Below are 18,819 nucleotides of genomic sequence, written 5' to 3' on the forward strand. Positions count from 1 at the left end.
TGGAACCTTTTGTCTTAAACTATTTTATTAAATAAAAAATACTACACGTGAATATAAATACGAATTTAAAAGAGGAAAATACATATGATGCTATTGTAATAGGATCAGGAATTAGTGGTGGTTGGGCAGCAAAAGAACTTACTGAAAAAGGTTTAAAAGTTTTGATGTTAGAGCGCGGTATGAACATTGAGCATGTTAAAGATTATGAATCTGCAATGAAAGCTCCGTGGGAATTTGAGCATGCCGGTAAACTTACCGAAGAACAAAAAAGAACACATCCGGTACAAACGCGTGATTATCCCTATAATGAAGCTACCGAAAAATGGTGGGTTAATGACTTAGAATGTCCGTATACAGAAGATAAACGTTTTGACTGGTACAGAGGATTTCATGTGGGAGGAAAGTCTTTAATGTGGGGTCGTCAAAGTTACCGTTTCAGTGACCATAATTTTGAAGATAATGCCAAAGATGGTCATGGTAATGACTGGCCTATCCGTTATAAAGACCTTACTAAATGGTATGATTATGTAGAGAAATTTGCAGGAATCAGTGGTCAAGCAGAAAACTGGCCTCTTTTACCCGATGGTAAATTTTTGCCTCCAATGGATTTAAACTGTGTAGAAAAATCAGTTAAAGAAAGATTAGAAAAGCATTATAACAGAACACGTATTTTAACCATTGGTCGTACGGCTAATTTAACGGTGCCTCATAAAGGTCGTGGAAGTTGTCAATATAGAAATTTATGTAGTCGTGGTTGCCCGTTTGGAGCTTATTTCAGCACGCAATCATCTACATTACCTGCTGCTATGGCTACTAATAGATTAACAGTAAGACCCTACTCTATTGTGAATCATATCATTTATGATAAAGACACAAAAAAGGCAAAAGGTGTAATGGTAATTGATGCAGAAACAAATGAAACTATGGAGTTTTATGCTAAAATTGTTTTTGTAAATGGTTCAACTTTAGGATCAACATTCATCTTATTGAATTCAACTTCAGAAGCGCATCCAAATGGGATGGGTAATGCTAGTGAACAATTGGGACATAATTTAATGGATCATCATTTCCGTTGTGGTGCTGAAGGAAGTGCTGAAGGTTTTGAAGATAAATACACGTACGGAAGAAGAGCAAATGGTATTTATATTCCAAGATACCAAAATGTAGGTGGTGATAAACGTGATTATTTAAGAGGTTTTGGTTACCAAGGAGGTGCCAGCAGAGGATTATGGCATAAAGAAGTTGCTGAATTGGCTTTTGGAGGTGATTTCAAAGATACCATGTCTTTACCCGCAGATTCTTGGAGCATGGGATTAGGTGGATTTGGAGAAATGTTACCTTATTATGAAAACAAAGTATATATCGATCACAACAAAAAAGACAAATGGGGACAACCTGTTTTGGCTATTGATTGCGAATACAAAGAGAATGAAGCTAAAATGCGTGAAGACATGATGAATGATGCTGCTGAAATGCTCGAAGCTTCTGGAATCAAAAATGTAAAAACATACGATAACGATTGTTATCCTGGAATGGCAATACATGAAATGGGTACTGCAAGAATGGGTAATGATCCTAAAGATTCAGTTTTAAATAAATGGAATCAAATGCATGAAGTAAGCAATGTATTTGTTACCGATGGTTCTTGTATGCCTTCTATCGCTTGTCAAAATCCATCATTAACATTTATGGCTTTAACGGCACGTGCTTGTGATTATGCAGTAAAAGAATTAAAAAAAGGAAATATTTAGGTTCATCATTATGAGAAAATTAAGAATGGGTATGGTCGGTGGTGGCCAAGATGCCTTTATAGGTGCAATTCACCGCTTAGCCGCCAATATGGATGGACTAATTGAATTAAGTTGTGGTGCATTAAGTATAAACCCAGAAACAGCAATAGCATCTGGTAAAGCCTTGTTTCTTCCGGAATCAAGAACATATTTAACGTATGACGAAATGATTAAAGCTGAAGCGGCATTACCTGCTGACGAAAGAATCGATTTTGTTACTATTGTTACTCCAAATTTTGCACATTTTGCACCTGCTATGATGGCTTTGGAACATGGTTTCAACGTAGTAATTGAAAAACCAATGACTTTTTCATTAGAAGAAGCAAAACTATTGAAACAAAAAGTAGAAGAGACAGGATTAATACTTTGTTTAACACATACTTACTCTGGTTATCCAATGGTTAAACAAGCGAAAGCTATGGTTAGAGAAGGAAAATTGGGTAAGATTAGAAAAGTCGTGGTAGAATATCCTCAAGGATGGTTAAGTAAACTATCAGAAAGAGAAGGAAATGCACAAGCTGCTTGGAGAACTGATCCTAAAAAATCAGGAAAAAGTTCTGTAATGGGTGACATTGGAACCCATGCCTCTCATTTAGCCGAATATATTACCGGAGCTAAAATTACAGATGTTTGTGCAGAATTAAATACACTTGTTGAAGGCCGCGTAATGGATGATGATGGCGCTGTATTGTTGAAGTTTGACAATGGCGCAAAAGGAGTTTTAATTGCATCTCAAGTTGCTGCTGGCGAAGAAAACGCTTTAAAAATTAGAGTTTATGGTGAAAAAGGTGGAATCGAATGGTTCCAACACGACCCAAATACTTTAATAGTTAGATGGTTAGATGAACCAGCGCAGATTTTAAGAGCGGGATCTAATTATGGAGCACATTTATCTTCATTTGCTACCCATAATTGTCGTACTCCTGGTGGGCATCCAGAAGGTTATTTAGAAGCATTTGCTAATATTTACCGCAACTTTGCCTTAACGCTTGGTTGTAAGTTAGATGGTACAGAGCCTACGCCTGAAATGTTAGATTTTCCTTCTGTTGAAGATGGATTAAGAGGAATGGCATTTATTGATAACGTAGTAGCATCATCACAATCTGATAAAAAATGGACTCCTTACGTTTTGTAATAAAATAGGAATTCATAAAAGTTTTAGACAAAATATAATATGACAACAATACAAGGCCCAGCAGTATTTTTAGCCCAATTTATCAGTAATGAAGCTCCTTTTAATTCCTTAGACGGAATTTGTAAATGGGCTGCTGATTTAGGTTTTAAAGGTATTCAAATGCCAACATTAGATACTCGATTCATTGATTTGCAAAAGGCTGCAGAAAGTAAAACCTATGCAGAAGAACTTAAAGGAACAATTGCTTCTTACGGATTAGAAATCACAGAATTATCAACTCACTTACAAGGTCAATTAGTTGCGGTTCATCCTGCATACGATGATTTTTTTGATGCTTTTGCCCCTGTAAATGTACATGGTAATTCTAAAGCCAGACAAGAATGGGCAGTGCAACAATTGAAATATGCTGCAAAAGCATCCCAAAATTTAGGTTTAAATGCACATGCAACTTTTAGTGGTTCTTTGCTTTGGCAATATTTTCACCCTTGGCCACAAAGGCCTCCCGGCTTAGTTGAAGACGGTTTTGCAGAATTAGCAAAACGTTGGTTGCCAATTTTAAATGAGTTTGATCAAAATGGGATCGATCTTTGCTATGAAATTCATCCAGGAGAAGATTTATTTGATGGGGAAACCTATGAAATGTTTTTGAAGGCTGTAAATAACCATTCAAGAGCTTGTTTACTTTACGATCCGTCACATTTTGTATTGCAACAGTTAGACTACATTCAATATATTGATTTCTATCACGAAAGGATTAAAGCTTTTCACGTGAAGGATGCCGAGTTTAACCCTACAGGAAAGCAAGGAACTTTTGGTGGATATCAAAGTTGGGTAAATCGTGCGGGACGTTATCGTTCTCCTGGGGATGGTCAAATTGATTTTAAAACTATTTTCAGCAAACTGGCACAATATGATTTCAAAGGTTGGGCAGTTATGGAATGGGAATGTTGTATTAAAAATCAAGAAGATGGAGCACGTGAAGGTGCTGAATTTATTAAAAATCATATTATAAAAGTTACCGATAAAGCATTTGATGATTTTGCTGCGGTAGAAACAAATAAAGCTTTTAACAGAAAAAACTTAGGATTATAAAACTTAAATAGAAATGAAAATGAAATTAAAATATTTGCTTTTTGGGGTTGCTTTAATTAGCTTAACCTCATTTTCTAATGATAATTTAGATACAAAATATATTAAAGCCACTAAAAAATCAAACGCTATTTTTCAAACATCTGATGGAGAAAAATTAATTGCAAAATCTGATTGTGTTGGATGTCATAAATTAGACAAAAAACTTATAGGTCCCTCCTATTTAGATATTGCAAAAAAATATCCTTCTAATGAAAAAAATGTTGCTTATTTATCCGGTAAAATTATAAAAGGAGGTTCTGGAGTTTGGGGAACTATACCGATGGCCGCTCATACATCTCTTAAAAAGGATGATGCAAAATCAATGGCTAAATATATTTTATCCTTAAAAAAATAATTCCAAAGGTGCTTTTCAGTATTCTAAATAACTTTAGAATATTGAAAAGCACTTCATTTATTATGCTATTTTATTACTATTAACTATAACCGTATTAAAAATAAATGAAACAAAAAGAAGAAGAGAATAAAATCACAAACAACCGTCGTGATTTCATAAAAACAACAGCTATAGCGGCAGCAGCCTTTATGATTGTTCCTCGTCATGTTTTAGGAAGAGGATTCGTAGCACCAAGTGATCGTTTATCAATAGCCAGTATTGGTGTTGGTGGAAAAGGAAAATCTGATATTGCTATGTTTGCCAGCAGTGGAAAAGCTGATATTTCATTTTTATGTGATGTAGATACCAGAAGAGCCGCTGCAAGTGTAAATGCATTTCCTAAAGCTAAATTTTATAAAGATTGGCGCGAAATGTTAGACAAAGAACATAAAAATTTCGATGCAGTTTCAGTTTCTACTCCAGATCATAATCATGCTATTCAAGCTCTAGCAGCTATGCAATTAGGGAAACATGTATATGTTCAAAAACCTATGGCACATGATATTTATGAAGCTCGTATTTTGACTCAAGCTGCCAAAAAATATAAAGTGGTTACCCAAATGGGAAATCAAGGTTCCTCAAATGATGGAACCAGAATAATGAAAGAATGGTATGAAGCTGGTTTAATAGGTGATGTTCACACTATTCATGCTTGGACTGACCGTCCGGTTTGGCCTCAAGGTATTCCTTGGTCTGCCAATAAAGCGGATATTCCAAAAGAATTAGATTGGGATTTATGGTTGGGTACAGCTCCTCATAAAGAGTATGTAAATAAATTAGTGCCGTTCAACTGGCGCGGTTGGTGGGATTACGGAACAGGAGCATTAGGAGATATGGGATGCCATTTATTGGAAGCTCCTTTTAGTGTATTGAACTTAAAATATGCTAAAGATGTTCAATGTAGTGTTGGTTCTGTTTATGTAGATGAATTTCAAAGAGGGTATTTCCCAGAGAGTTGTCCTCCTTCAAGTCACGTTACATTAACCTTTCCAAAAACTGAAAAAACAAATGGTGACATAGCGGTACACTGGATGGATGGAGGAATTCAACCTGAAAGACCTACTGAACTAGGTCCGAATGAAATTTTTGGAGACGGTGGAAATGGAACATTATTTACTGGTACAAAAGGAAAAATGATGTGTGATACGTACGGTTTAAATCCTCGTTTACTTCCTCTTAGTAAAAATGAAAATTTAAAAGTAGCTCAAAAATATGCCAGAGTAAAAGATGGTGCTGATGGACACTACAAGCAATGGGTTGAAGCTGCAATAGCAGGTTATGGAAAAAAAGAATTAAGTTCTCCTTTTGAAATAGCAGGTCCTTTAACAGAAGCTTTATTGATGGCAAATCTTGCTATCAGAGGGTATGATGTGATGAGAGAAGAGCTTGGAGAAGAAGTGTATCCAGGACGTTCAGCAAAATTATTATGGGATAATGATGCTATGAAAATTACCAACTTTGATGAAGTTAATCAATTTGTGAAACGTGATTATCGCCAAGGTTGGAAAGCTTTAACTTTATAAACAAGATTAATTATTAATTCAAAAATTTAAAAATGATTAAAAATATTTGTACTTCATTAATTGTTATGATAATGATTCAAACAGCAAATGCACAACAAGCACCAATAGCAAAAGGATTTAAATCAATATTTGATGGACAATCAACAACAGGATGGCATACTTATGGAAAAAAAACTGCTGGTTCCGGTTGGAAAGTTGAAGATGGTGTATTGCATTTTGACCCTACCGCTGCCAAAAATGGTCAAGGAGGCGATCTTGTAACAGATATAGAATACGAGAATTTTCATTTAAAATTAGAATGGAAAGTAGCTGCAAATGCAAACAGTGGTATTATTTTCTTTGTAAACGAAGATTTGACAAAATTCAAAAATACTTACGAAACTGGATTGGAAATGCAAGTATTGGACAATGACGGTCACCCTGACGGAAAAATTGAAAAACACAGATCAGGAGATTTGTATGATTTAATAAAAAGTACTTCAGAGCCTGTTAAACCAGTTGGAGAATGGAATTCTGTTGACCTAGTATGTAAATTCGGAAAACTGACAATGTTATTGAATGGTGTAAAAGTAGTTGAAACTACACTTTGGGATGCCAACTTTAAAACATTGGTAGCAGGTAGTAAATTTGCTACTTGGCCAGGTTTTGCTGCATTCAAAAAAGGAAAAATTGCATTACAAGATCACGGAGATAATGTGTGGTTCAGAAACATTCAGATTAAAGAATGGAATTCTATGAAAATTACAACTGGTTGTGAAGCCGGTATGTAATTGAGAATGAAATATTAAAAAATAAATTACTGCTAATTAACCAAAACCAAAAAATAAAACCAAAATACCAATGAATAGCACCATCCGAATTAAATTATCCATAATGATGTTCCTAGAATTTTTTATCTGGGGAGCATGGTTTGTAACCCTTGGTACGTTTCTGGGGAATAATCTAAAAGCATCTGGATCAGAGACTGCCGCAATTTTTTCTACACAATCATGGGGCGCTATTATTGCACCTTTTATTATAGGGTTAATCGCTGACCGATATTTTAATGCTGAGAAAATTTTAGGAATACTTCATCTTATTGGAGCATTTTTAATGTATCAAATGTATCAGTCAGAAGAGGTTGGAATGTTTTATACTTACGTTCTTAGTTACATGATTTTATACATGCCAACATTAGCATTAGTAAATTCAGTTTCTTTCAATCAAATGAAAGATCCAGAGAAAGAGTTTGCAAACATTAGAGTTTGGGGAACAATTGGTTGGATTTTAGCAGGATTGTCTATTAGTTTTGTTTTCCATTGGGATGCTGCAGAAGCAATTTCTGAAGGAATGCTTAAAAACACGTTCCTTTTAGCTGGAATCGCAGCTTTAGTTTTAGGTATATTTAGTTTTTCTTTACCAAAAACACCACCAAAAGTAAGTGACGAAAAAATAAAAATAGGAGATATTATTGGTCTTGATGCTTTAAAGTTATTGAAGGATAAAAACTTCGCTATCTTTTTTATCTCATCAATTCTTATTTGTATTCCTCTTGCGTTTTATTACCAAAATGCACATCCATTTTTGACAGAAGCGGGAGTTGAAAATCCTACAGGAAAAATGGCAATCGGTCAAATATCTGAAGCTTTATTTTTATTATTGATTCCTGTATTTTTTACCCGTTTTGGCTTCAAGAAAACAATCTTGGTTGGAATGTTAGCGTGGGCAATTCGTTACGTTTTATTTGCTTATGGTAACGGAGATGATTTAAGTTTTATGCTTATTATAGGTATTGCTTTGCACGGTATTTGCTATGATTTCTTTTTTGTTTCTGGTCAAATTTACACCAATTCAAAAGCAGGAGAAAAATATAAAAGTGCCGCTCAAGGTCTAATTACGTTAGCTACATACGGAGTTGGTATGTTGATTGGTTTTGCAGTTGCTGGTTGGATAACGGACAATTATAAAATGTTAGACGGCGCTATAAATTGGGAAATGGTTTGGATAATTCCTGCCGGAATTGCTTTGGCAGTATTCCTTCTTTTTGCACTTTTATTCAATGAAAAAAACAAAGTTGAAGAAACATCTTCTGCTGTATAAAAAATAAAAAATGAGCACTAATTTAAATAGGAGATCTGCTATAAAAGGAATACTTGCCGGAACAGCGGCTATAGGAATTCCTTCTGGATTTTCTGCTTTGGCTATGCCAATGAATAATACAGAAACACAATTGGGTATGTTGAAAGGAAATATAAATCACTCTGTTTCTCGTTGGTGTTTTGACAGTCTTGATTTGGATACACTTTGCATTGAGGCTAAGAAAATTGGAATTACCGGTATTGATTTAGTAGGACCTTCCTCTTGGCCAACATTGAAAAAATATGATTTAGTTTCTACAATGTGCAACGGTGCTGAGATTAATTTAGTCGATGGTTTCAATGATATTAAATTTCATGAAACACTTATAAAGAATTATACCGAAATGATTCCGTTGGTGGCTAAAGCCGGTTATAAAAATCTAATTTGCTTTAGCGGAAGCCGAAGAATAAAAACAGATGAAGAAGGTTGGAATAATTGTGTTCTTGGTTTACAAAAACTAATTCCATTAGCTGAAAAGCATAATGTGATTTTGGTGATGGAATTGTTAAACAGCAAAATTGACCATAAAGATTACCAATGTGACAGAACATCATGGGGAGTTGAATTAGCAAAACGTTTAAACTCAGAAAACTTTAAACTTCTTTATGATATTTATCACATGCAAATTGATGAAGGTGATGTGATTAGAAACATAAGAGATAACCATCAATATATTGCACATTTTCATACAGCCGGAGTTCCCGGACGAAATGAAATTGATAATACACAGGAATTAAATTACGAAGCAATAATGAAAGCTATTGCAAAAACGGGTTTCAAAGGTTTTGTAGGACAAGAATTTATTCCTAAAAACCCAGACAAACTTGCTTCATTGAAGCAGGCTATTGCAATTTGTGATATTTAACTAATCTAAAAAATAACCCATGATAAAAAGAAGAGAATTTTTAATTAATGCTGGTTTAGCATTAGGCGCACTAGCCATTGCTCCTACATTTGCTTTTGACTCTAAAAAAAGAGCCATCGGAATTCAATTATGGACATTACGTGATACTTTACCAAAAGATGTCAAAGGAGTTTTATCCCAAGTAGGAAAAGCTGGATTTACAGAAGTGGAAACTTTTGGTTATTCAGTAGACAAAGGCTTTTTTGGAACTTCTGTACATGATTTTAAATCGATACTTGATGATAATGGTTTGAAAGCCACCAGTAATCATTTCGATTTTAACTCTATGATTAAGGATGGTACTACTGATCTTGTAAAATCATATATCGAAACTGCAAATCATTTAGGAAGTGAATATGTAACTGTTCCCTATATAATTTCAGAATTGAGAGGAACAACTGGTGATGCCTATAAAAAACTAGCTTCACAAATAAATAAAGTTGGCGAACTTTGTAAAGCCGGAGGTTTAAAATTAGCCTATCACAATCATGACTTTGAATTTACAAAATTCGGAGCAACGAACGGATATGAGATTTTATTGAATGAAACGGATAAAAACTTAGTTGATTTTGAAATGGATTTATACTGGGTTGTTCGTTCTGGAAATGATCCGTTGCAATTGTTCAAAAAATATCCTGGACGTTTCACTATGTGGCACGTAAAAGATATGGATAAAGTAAATCCTGATTGGAATGCCGAAATAGGAACTGGAGCAATTGATTTCAAATCGATTTTTGCTCAAGCTGAACTTTCCGGAATGAAACGTTTCTTTTTAGAACACGAATCAAACTACAAACCGAATCCGATAGAATCCGCAGTAACAAGTTTTAATTACATTAAGAAGAATTTAATCTAAATGTTTTAAAAAATAATAAATATAAAAAAGGGATACTTATTGTATCCCTTTTTTTATTACCACTTCTCTACTCCCAATAATTTTTTCCCCAAACCACTCAATTCTGCAGTTTTATATTTGGTTTGTTCCCATTTTCGAGGATCTCCAGGAAACGCATATCCTTCAGGCGCAATGCGATTTTTCCAAGAATTAACTCTCCATTGACGCAATTCTTCATTATCTTCTTCAGCTGGCATCATAGAAATATATTGTGCCATTCTTACTTTATCTTTTGTAATATTTGGGCGAATCCCATGCGGTTGCGTGCTATTAAAAATTAATAAATCACCAGCTTCCATTTTTACTTTTACAAATTTATCTTCAAGTCCGGCAACATCCGGTTTAAAACGGTTCCTATCTTCTGGTTGTGTCTGTTTCCAAGTATCATAATTTCGATATAAATCAGGTATACATTGAAATCCTCCCATATTTTCATCCATTTGGTCAGCCAAAGCTAGAACCCCTTGCACGTTTTGAGGTTTTGTCTCCGGATCATAATCCCAATGGATAAATCCTTTGAAATCAAAACCTGGACGAACCGGTAAATTCAAATTTGCTCGGTCGATAGTAACCCATAATTTCTCGGTTCCCCAAATATCTACAAATGCATCATATACTTTTTCCATTTGTCGGTTATCCCATTGATATTGATGATTGTAAACTTCAACCATACCGCTATTGGTAAGCTCTTTCATTTGCATTTCGGCTCTTGGCGGAGCATACCAAGTTTCTGGATCATTTTGATTTTTCTCTTCAAATTCCCATAGAAAATCAGCCATTTTTTTAGCGTTTTCTTTCGGAATAGCATTTTTTATGACAATGTAACCGTTTTCAATCCAAAACTTCCAGTCGTCTTCAGTAAGTAAACGTAACGGTTTGCCATTTGAACGATCATTTAATTTTGTTGTGCTGGATTTTGCAGTAGATGGATTTCCCGGAATATCTTTATGAGCATTATTTTGTGCCATTGTGGGAACCATAGTTGGTGTCATTGATTGATTATTCTTTTCCATAGTCTTATATTTTAGTGTTATAACTATTTCAAAATTAGAAAAAGTGAATACTAATTACTTCCACAAAATTTACTGCTATTTGTACTATATTGATTTTTTTATTAACTTTAAACAAGTATATGTATTCTATTGAGCAATTATTTAGCTAACGAGATATGAAAATAGTTTTTGAGGATATAAAAAGATTAGCCGGGAGTTCATTCAGAATATTGGTAAATCCAAAATTGAATGATTTTTATTATTGGCATTTTCATCCTGAATTTGAATTAACTTTCATTGTTGCGCCAAATGGAACACGACGCGTAGGCGATCATATTGGCAATTTTGAAGGAAGCGATTTGGTTTTTATAGGTTCCAATATTCCGCATTTAAATTTTGATTATGGAATTAAAACTGAATATGAAAAAGTAGTTTTACAGATTAAAGAAGACTTTTTCAAAAATGACTTTATAACAACTCCTGAATTAGCTTCTATTTATCAATTATTTGAGAACTCAAAAAAGGTGATTTGTTTTCATGGAACTGTAAAAGATAAAATTGGTAAAAAGCTTCAAAAAATTCATCTTTTATCTCATTTCGAACAATTTATTGAAGTGCTGTCATTATTTCAGATTTTATCAACATCAAATGAAATGACTTTTTTGCACAATAAACCATTTGAGAATTTATACAATAATAAAGAACAATTGCGATTAAAAGTAGTCTATAAATTTATAGAGGAAAACTACCAAAGGGCTGTTTCCATTGAAGAAATCTCCCATTTAACTCATTTATCTAAAGCGGCTTTTTGTCGTTATTTTAAAAAAATGACGCGATTGACGTTTACTGAATTTTTAAATCAATATCGAATCGAACAAGCTAAAAGACTTTTAAAAAGTGATAAAAACGTAACCGAAACGTGCTTTGAATGTGGATTTGAAAGCCTGTCGTACTTTAATAGAATCTTCAAAAAAGTGGTGGGAGAAAATCCGATACAGTTTAAGAAAAGATAAAAAAAGGTGTGTTTCCTAAATTTTAGAAACACACCTTTTGAATTTACTCGGTAATATTAAAACTGGCTACATAAAAATTCTTATCTATTTCCAGTTTTGAATTTTTAGAAATTACTGGAATACTCTTCCATTCTGTTTCTGGTTGCAGTAATTCTTCTTTTCCATTTAGCGTTACTTTCACGGGCATATTAAAACCCGGAACGCAATTTGTCCAGCGATAACCCACTTGATTATCCTTGAAAAAATATTCTAATGTTGGAATTCTGGTATCTCTTAAATACTGATTGAAAACTGTTGATAAATCGATTCCAACTTGCTGACTTAAATAATCTTCAATTTGTTTTGTAGTAACAGTTTGGTGATAAAAAGTACTGTTTAAGCCTCTTAAAATGCCTCTCCATTTTTCATCATCATTTACAATTTGGCGTAAAGTATGCAACATATTCCCTCCTTTTGGATACATATCACCAGAACCTTCGTTGTTTACATCATAATTTCCTATAATTGGTTTGTCATTTTTTATACCTTTTCTGGTTCCCAGAACATATTCAAATCCGGCTTCTTTTCCATAGTAATATTCTACAAAAAGACTTTCTGAATAGTTTGTAAAACTCTCGTGAATCCACATATCAGCAATATCTTTATACGTGATATTATTGGCAAACCACTCATGCCCAGATTCATGAATAATGATAAAATCAAATTTTAATCCCCAACCCGTTCCGCTTAAATCCTTACCACGATATCCGTTTTGAAAACCATTCCCATATGTTACGCTACTTTGATGTTCCATTCCTAAATACGGAGCTTCAACCAATTTGTAACTGTCTTCATAAAATGGATACGGTCCAAACCAATGTTCAAAAGCTTTTAGCATTTTTGGAACATCTTGAAATTGTTTTTTGGCTTTCGCCAAATTATCTCTCAAAACATAATAACTGCAATCTAAATCGCCTTTTTCTCCTTTATATTTTTCCGAAAACGAAACATAATCGCCAATATTTATATTTACACCATAATTATTGATTGGATTTGATACATACCAATTATAGGTTTTTGTTCCATCTTTTAATTGCTTTACACTTAGTAAACGCCCATTGGAAACATCCGTCAAATTTTTTGGAACATTTACACTAATCAGCATATTATCCACTTCATCATACATGTGATCTTTGTTCGGCCACCAAACACTTGCCCCCAATCCTTGACAAGAAGAAGCAATAAAAGGATTTCCATTACTATCTTTTTTCCAAGTTATACCTCCATCCCAAGGTGGGTTTACGGCTACTTTTGGTTTTCCGCCATAAAATATGGTAATTTCTTTTAGTGCACCTTTTGTTTGAGGAGCAATTAATTCAATAAAAAATGCATTTTCTTCTCTTTTATATTTTAAAACTTTTCCATCCTGAATGACTTTATTAATTTCCATAGGATTTTGTAAGTCAATTTGCATGCTATTGTATTCCTGTACAACTTGATATTTTATTGTATTTGAACCCGTAATAGTACTGTCTGCTGGATTTACTTTAATATTGAGATGATAATATTTCACATCCCACCACGCTCTTTCTTTTGTGATACTTCCGCGCAAAGTGTCTTGTCTCGTGAATTTTTGCTCTGATTTATTTAGTAAACCTTGTGCATTTATACCGTTAAAAAATAGAAACGAAATAAAAATAATACTAAACTGTTTTTTCATAATTAATCATTTTGAACAAAAATAAACTTTATAATTTTATAAATATAGTACCTAAAAAAATTATTTTTCAGGATAGGATTGAACATATTCTTGAATAAATTTATTTTCCTTTCCACGAATTTCCATTATCACTTTATTGTTTTTAAAATCAAATTTTAATAGTCCAAAGTTCAACTCTTTAACCACTTCCCCTTTCACATAAGGATTTTCCTCACCGGAAAAAGAAGCGTAAGTATGCGTCAATCCACTCGAGGTAAAATCTACTAACGGATAGGATAAACCCGCAACATTTTTTGAAGAAAAAGTGGCAATATGGCGATCTCCTGAGATTATAAAAGTGCCTTTTGCTTTCGTCGAAAGAATCAATTTCTCCAGTTTTTCTATTTCATGAAGGAAATTCCCCCAAGCTTCAAAACCATGTTTATCAGATAAAAATTGAATGCTGCTGACAATCACATTAAATTGCGCATCAGATGATTTAAGTTCTTTTTCAAGCCATTTCCATTGTGCCTCTCCTAATACGGTTCCTTCACCATATGTATTGGGTTGAAACCGTTTTTTTGAATCGGTGGCTTTAGTCAATGCCGTTCTAAAAAAACGAGAATCCAATACAATAACTTTTATTTTATTTCCATTTACAAGAATAGTTTTAGCAGTATAAACCCCATCTCTTTTTCGCTCAGGAGCATTCTTTGACGTATCTAAAAAATCCAGTAATAACTGTTGACTTTGTCTTTTAAAAGGATATTCTTCCCCGCCGTCATTCGCTCCATAATCGTGATCATCCCACGTTCCTAATATAATTTTGTCTTTAATGAACTTGAGATAATCTGAATCTTGTTTCTGAATTTCATAATTACTTTTAAGAAAATCCATGTCCTTAGTATCCGAATACACATTATCACCTCCCCAAATCCAAACTGAAGGATGATTGCTATCTATTGCCGACCAAAGTTCATTTTTAATTTTCTGGTTATCGCAGGAACCAAAAGCTATGGTATAATATTCATTTTGAACCGGTTTCTCAGATTCAATAAAGCTGGTTGTATCATACGTTTTGCAGCTAACTAAACCTAAAAAGCAAAAAATCAGAATTGTTTTTTTCATGTGAGAAGGAGATGAAAAGCGTTATTTTATTATGAGAATTTTGACGAAGATATAAAAATCTGCCTACTTTTAGTTTAAGCAAACTTTAAATAAAAAAAGCAACTATCTCTCTTGAAATAGTTGCTTTTTTTTAGTTCAGTACTAAACATTTAATGCAAGTTGGTTACTTTACTTTGTTCTACTACAGCAGTAAAATCATTGGCTAAACGATTACCATAATCATCCAACAATTCTAAAACTCTTTCTTGATTATCTGATTTGACAATAAGTCCCGCATGATATTCCAATGGAACTCTGAAACAAATTTCCGGATCTGAAAACGACGACAAATTAGGATGCTGGAATTTTGATAATGTCAAAACGATACCGGCATATTCTTTTTTTACTTTTGGCAAAATGTATTTAGTTCCTTTAACCAATGCGTCTTCAATTGCAGCCCATTCTTTCCATAAATTAATATTGGAAGCTTCTGTTACCATTTCGGCCAAATGAGCTCCTCCTACTCTGGAAGAAGTTTCCAGGAAATAAATTTGACCATCTTCATTGCATTTTATGAATTCAGTATGTGCGGCACCGTGTTTCAATCCGAAGCCTTTCATTACTTCTTCATTTAACTTTTTTATGGCTTTATCATCCTCTGAATTGTACTTAATATTAGCTGAACGGAAAACACCGCCACCTTGAGAAATTTCCATTGGTGTGGCTAAATATTTTGAAGTCAAACTAAAAATTACTTTACTTTCTGAAATCAAACTATCACAATGATACACATCGCCAGGTTTGAATTGTTCTAATAAATATTTGAATCTGTTATTCCCCATTTCATTGATATGGATCCACAAACTCTCTTTATCATATATTTTTATAATTCCTGTTGCTGAAGCTTCGGAACGTGGTTTCAAAACCCATGGAGCTGAAATCGTGTCTGCAAAAGTATTGATGTCATGATCATTAAATAAAGAACAAAATGCCGGAATAGGAATTCCACAACTTTTGGCTCTCATTCTCATCGCCAGTTTATCTCTAAAATAACGTCCTGTTGTTTGTCCCATCCCGTCAATGCGCAGGTTTTCCCTTAGATACGTAGCCTTTTCGACATCATAATCATCTAAGGCAACAATGGCATCAACTTTGGTTGACTTCATAAAATTACCAACACCTAGCAGCAGATGTTCTAAGTTCCAATCGACATCTTGACCTTCCATATAAAAAATCTCATCGATATGTTGATGTGGCCATGGTTTGTCTCTCAGCTTTTCACTTGTCACTAAATAGACTTTGTTACCTAACTTTTTTAAATTAATTAAAAAATCGGAACCCTTGAAATAATTTGAAATACAAAGGAAGGTTTTAGAGTTTTCCATACGTTATAAATTTTCAATGAATTTAGTTAATAAATGAACTCCATATCCTGTAGCATGCTTACTTTTAGCAAACTCATCATCGCCAAATGCGACACCTGCAACATCAAGATGTGCCCAAGCTTTGTGTTCTTGGGTAAAATATTCTAAAAATTTAGCGGCACTTATTGCTCCTGCAACTGGTTTTCCACTATAATTTTTTACATCTGCAATGTCACTCTCAATATCTGATTTATAAGCGTCCCAAAGCGGTAAAGGCCACAAACGCTCTCCTATTGCGTCTCCATTTTCTTGTAGCTTCTTAGCCATTTCGGTATTATTGGTAAACAAAGCACCACATTCATACCCAAAAGTACCAACACTGCTTCCGGTAAGTGTGGCGATATCCACAATATATTCTGGTTTGAAATTTTTAATTAAATACGACAATCCATCCGCCAAAATGAGTCGTCCTTCAGCATCTGTATCAATGATTTCTATAGAATGTCCGCTATAACTGTGAATTACATCACTTGGTAAAAATGATTTGGCATCAACTGAATTTTCGGCACAAGGAACAATTGCAGTCACTTTTACGGGTAATTGCAAATCTGCAATCAATTGCATCGCCCCAAAAACGGCACCACCACCAGCCATATCGCACTTCATATGAAGCATTCCCGCTGTTTTTATATTCAATCCTCCTGTATCAAAAGTGATTCCTTTCCCCACTAACCCAACATGTTTTAGGTGTTCCACATCGGCTGCAGGAGTGTAATTCATAATGATAAACTGTGGTTCATTTTCACTTCCTTTTCCAACTGCCAAAAAAGCGCCCAATCCCACTATTTTTGCTGCATCATGACCTAAAACTTCTACGTCAAAACCATATTTTTCACCCGTTTCTTTAGCCCAATTGGCCAAATATTTAGGATTAATCGTGTTGGGTGGTAAATCAACCAAATTATAAGTTGCCAGTTGTGCTTTGGCAATTTTAATTCCTTTTTTGACTGTAGCCAAATAATCTTTTTCGGATACTAAATTTAAAGTAAAATCAGCACTCAAAAAAGGATGTGCGTTTTTTTCTGATTTGAAATGACCTAAATCATACGTGCCTAAAAGCAAACCAGAAACTACGGCTTCAACTTGATCCTGAGTGAATTGTTCAGGTATAACTAAAGCAACATTCGAACTGAAATTTTCTTTTTGTTTTGATGAAATACGACGAAAAATAGTTTTCAATGATTTATAGTCTATCTCTTTTCCTAAGCCAATAAAAACATACGCATTGTTATTTTTTTCAGCTAAATAGTGCGTGTCTTTTTTTCCAAAAAAAACTTTTGATGTTATTTCTAATCCATTAAAAGTTATAGGAACAATGCTTTTTGAATACGTTTCAAAAACCGGAATCAAAATTGTTCCTGAAAAATCAGCTACGTTTTGTAATGTATTTGTTTTCATTTGTTCTTTTCTTTTCTTTTCTTTTCTTTTTTTCTACCTATTAATTCAAGACCCTATGAATAGTGCTCTACGACTCTTTTGTATTAAAAAACAACCATTCTATTGCTTTAGGAAATTCATCACTCCAATAGGTTTCACTATGTTTTCCTTGCCTGTTAATGCTTAAATTAATCTTTGATTTGTCTTTTACAAATTCGCTTGAAATCAGATTATCTTTAAAACTTTTTATATGTTCAATCATTGTTTTACTCTCATCACCACCGCCATACAAATAGATTTTGGTATCGGCTGTATTGGCTTTTTTGGGATTAATTTTCAGTTCTGGAACAACCCAAAGCGATGGTGAAAAAATCATTAATTTACCATATACTTCCGGGTTTCTTAATCCACTAAAAATACTGACTAATCCTCCCATCGAGCTTCCTCCGATCCCCGTAAATTCTCGTTCTTTTTTTGTTCTAAAATTGTTGTCAACAAATGGTTTTAGGGTATCAGTTACAAATCGGATGTATTTTTTTCCTTGTCCTTTTCCTAATACTGTTTTCCCAACATTGTATTCTTTTATTCGATCTTCTTTGGCGTGTTCTATGGCAATAATTATAATTTTTCCAATTTTATACTCGGACATAACAGCCAGTTTTTTATCAATTTCCCAATTACCAAATTCGGCTGATTCATTGAATAAATTTTGGGCATCCTGCAAATACATTACGGGATAACTTTCACTTGAATTATCATAATCATGAGGCAACAAGGCCCAAATTTTTCTGGTTTTATTAAGTTGCGGGATTTCAAATTCATCTGAAATTAACTGAACCTGTGGTAAAAAAGACTGCTTAAAAGGCAACCAGTTTTTTCTCCATCTTGCTACGTGTTCATTTTGAATGCCCGTATGTGCTAATGTTGAACGGTTTTCGGTACGATTGCCGTGGCTGTCAATCTCAACTTCACTCCAATCCCCTTTAGTAAATTTATACAAAAGCTCGACAGGATAATCAAAATCATGCGAAAATTTGTAATGGTATACGTTATTTCCAATTTTCTCCATCATAAACTCCTTGTCCTGAGTACGCCAATTATTGAAATTCCCTGAAATATAAACAGGTCTTGCATCGTCTTCGTCAGTTGTAAGGATTATATATAGTCCCGTATTTAGGATTGGATCGTTTGATTCTTGTGTCAATGTGGTATTATCTAAATTCATCACTTGCATGTGGTACTCTTATTTTAAAATAATAGTAAATATAGTGGATTGCTATTTGAAATAAAAGAAAACCCAATAGTATATTCATTTACTATTGGGTTTTATTGATGTAA

General features: G+C 33.8%; 16 protein-coding genes. 10 read left to right on the forward strand and 6 right to left on the reverse strand.

Translation table 11 applies throughout. The features are described from left to right. Positions 1 to 47 precede the first annotated feature (47 nt). The 9 genes from C8C87_RS06635 (at position 48) to C8C87_RS06675 (ending at position 9,851) form a co-directional block, all read left to right on the forward strand. Entirely contained in the window at positions 48 to 1,751 is a 1,704-nt protein-coding gene (locus C8C87_RS06635) for a GMC oxidoreductase (RefSeq protein ID WP_121342039.1), read from the forward strand. A gap of 10 nt (positions 1,752 to 1,761) precedes the next feature. Beyond that, positions 1,762 to 2,925, forward strand: a complete 1,164-nt coding sequence (locus C8C87_RS06640; protein ID WP_233550013.1) for a Gfo/Idh/MocA family protein — start codon at positions 1,762 to 1,764, stop codon at positions 2,923 to 2,925. A 39-nt stretch (positions 2,926 to 2,964) separates the two neighbouring features. Further along, positions 2,965 to 4,017 (forward strand): sugar phosphate isomerase/epimerase, encoded by a 1,053-nt coding sequence (locus tag C8C87_RS06645; RefSeq protein WP_099715524.1) that lies wholly within the window; start codon positions 2,965 to 2,967, stop codon positions 4,015 to 4,017. Positions 4,018 to 4,030: 13 nt separating this feature from the next. Next, a complete protein-coding gene (locus tag C8C87_RS06650) occupies positions 4,031 to 4,411 on the forward strand; it encodes a c-type cytochrome (RefSeq protein ID WP_233206902.1) in 381 nt (126 codons plus the stop codon). Between the two features lie 104 nt (positions 4,412 to 4,515). Then, a complete protein-coding gene (locus C8C87_RS06655; protein WP_099715523.1) occupies positions 4,516 to 5,973 on the forward strand; it encodes a Gfo/Idh/MocA family protein in 1,458 nt (485 codons plus the stop codon). Between the two features lie 32 nt (positions 5,974 to 6,005). Beyond that, positions 6,006 to 6,743, forward strand: a complete 738-nt coding sequence (locus tag C8C87_RS06660; RefSeq protein ID WP_099715522.1) for a DUF1080 domain-containing protein — start codon at positions 6,006 to 6,008, stop codon at positions 6,741 to 6,743. 70 nt (positions 6,744 to 6,813) lie between these two features. Then, positions 6,814 to 8,052: a nucleoside permease gene (locus C8C87_RS06665; protein WP_099715521.1), complete on the forward strand. Its 1,239-nt coding sequence runs from the start codon at positions 6,814 to 6,816 to the stop codon at positions 8,050 to 8,052. Between the two features lie 10 nt (positions 8,053 to 8,062). Next, positions 8,063 to 8,956, forward strand: a complete 894-nt coding sequence (locus C8C87_RS06670; protein WP_121342040.1) for a hydroxypyruvate isomerase family protein — start codon at positions 8,063 to 8,065, stop codon at positions 8,954 to 8,956. Between the two features lie 19 nt (positions 8,957 to 8,975). Next, positions 8,976 to 9,851 (forward strand): sugar phosphate isomerase/epimerase, encoded by an 876-nt coding sequence (locus C8C87_RS06675; RefSeq protein WP_099715519.1) that lies wholly within the window; start codon positions 8,976 to 8,978, stop codon positions 9,849 to 9,851. 56 nt (positions 9,852 to 9,907) lie between these two features. On the opposite strand, the gene C8C87_RS06680 is transcribed toward C8C87_RS06675, so the two are convergent. Further along, positions 9,908 to 10,903, reverse strand: a complete 996-nt coding sequence (locus C8C87_RS06680) for a phytanoyl-CoA dioxygenase family protein (RefSeq protein WP_121342041.1) — start codon at positions 10,901 to 10,903, stop codon at positions 9,908 to 9,910. A 155-nt stretch (positions 10,904 to 11,058) separates the two neighbouring features. Between C8C87_RS06680 and C8C87_RS06685 the strand changes: the two genes are divergently transcribed. Next, positions 11,059 to 11,895: an AraC family transcriptional regulator gene (locus C8C87_RS06685; RefSeq protein WP_121342042.1), complete on the forward strand. Its 837-nt coding sequence runs from the start codon at positions 11,059 to 11,061 to the stop codon at positions 11,893 to 11,895. 43 nt (positions 11,896 to 11,938) lie between these two features. Here C8C87_RS06685 and C8C87_RS06690 read toward each other — a convergent pair whose 3' ends face one another. The 5 genes from C8C87_RS06690 to C8C87_RS06710 all read right to left on the reverse strand — a co-directional run bounded on the left by C8C87_RS06690 (position 11,939) and on the right by C8C87_RS06710 (position 18,706). Next, entirely contained in the window at positions 11,939 to 13,594 is a 1,656-nt protein-coding gene (locus C8C87_RS06690; protein WP_121342043.1) for a M1 family metallopeptidase, read from the reverse strand. Between the two features lie 60 nt (positions 13,595 to 13,654). Next, positions 13,655 to 14,701 carry an alkaline phosphatase D family protein gene (locus C8C87_RS06695; RefSeq protein ID WP_121342044.1) on the reverse strand — a complete coding sequence of 349 codons (1,047 nt, stop codon included), beginning with the start codon at positions 14,699 to 14,701 and terminating at the stop codon, positions 13,655 to 13,657. 149 nt (positions 14,702 to 14,850) lie between these two features. Further along, positions 14,851 to 16,065 carry an acetyl-CoA carboxylase biotin carboxylase subunit family protein gene (locus C8C87_RS06700; RefSeq protein WP_121342045.1) on the reverse strand — a complete coding sequence of 405 codons (1,215 nt, stop codon included), beginning with the start codon at positions 16,063 to 16,065 and terminating at the stop codon, positions 14,851 to 14,853. Positions 16,066 to 16,068: 3 nt separating this feature from the next. Then, on the reverse strand, positions 16,069 to 17,502 hold the full coding sequence (locus C8C87_RS06705; protein ID WP_121342046.1) for a M17 family metallopeptidase: 1,434 nt from the start codon (positions 17,500 to 17,502) through the stop codon (positions 16,069 to 16,071). Positions 17,503 to 17,569: 67 nt separating this feature from the next. Beyond that, positions 17,570 to 18,706, reverse strand: coding sequence for an alpha/beta hydrolase (locus C8C87_RS06710; RefSeq protein ID WP_121343315.1), 1,137 nt, complete (start codon positions 18,704 to 18,706; stop codon positions 17,570 to 17,572). Positions 18,707 to 18,819 lie beyond the last annotated feature (113 nt).

This window comes from Flavobacterium sp. 120 (genome assembly GCF_003633605.1).
Classification (GTDB): Bacteria; Bacteroidota; Bacteroidia; order Flavobacteriales; family Flavobacteriaceae; genus Flavobacterium; species Flavobacterium algoritolerans.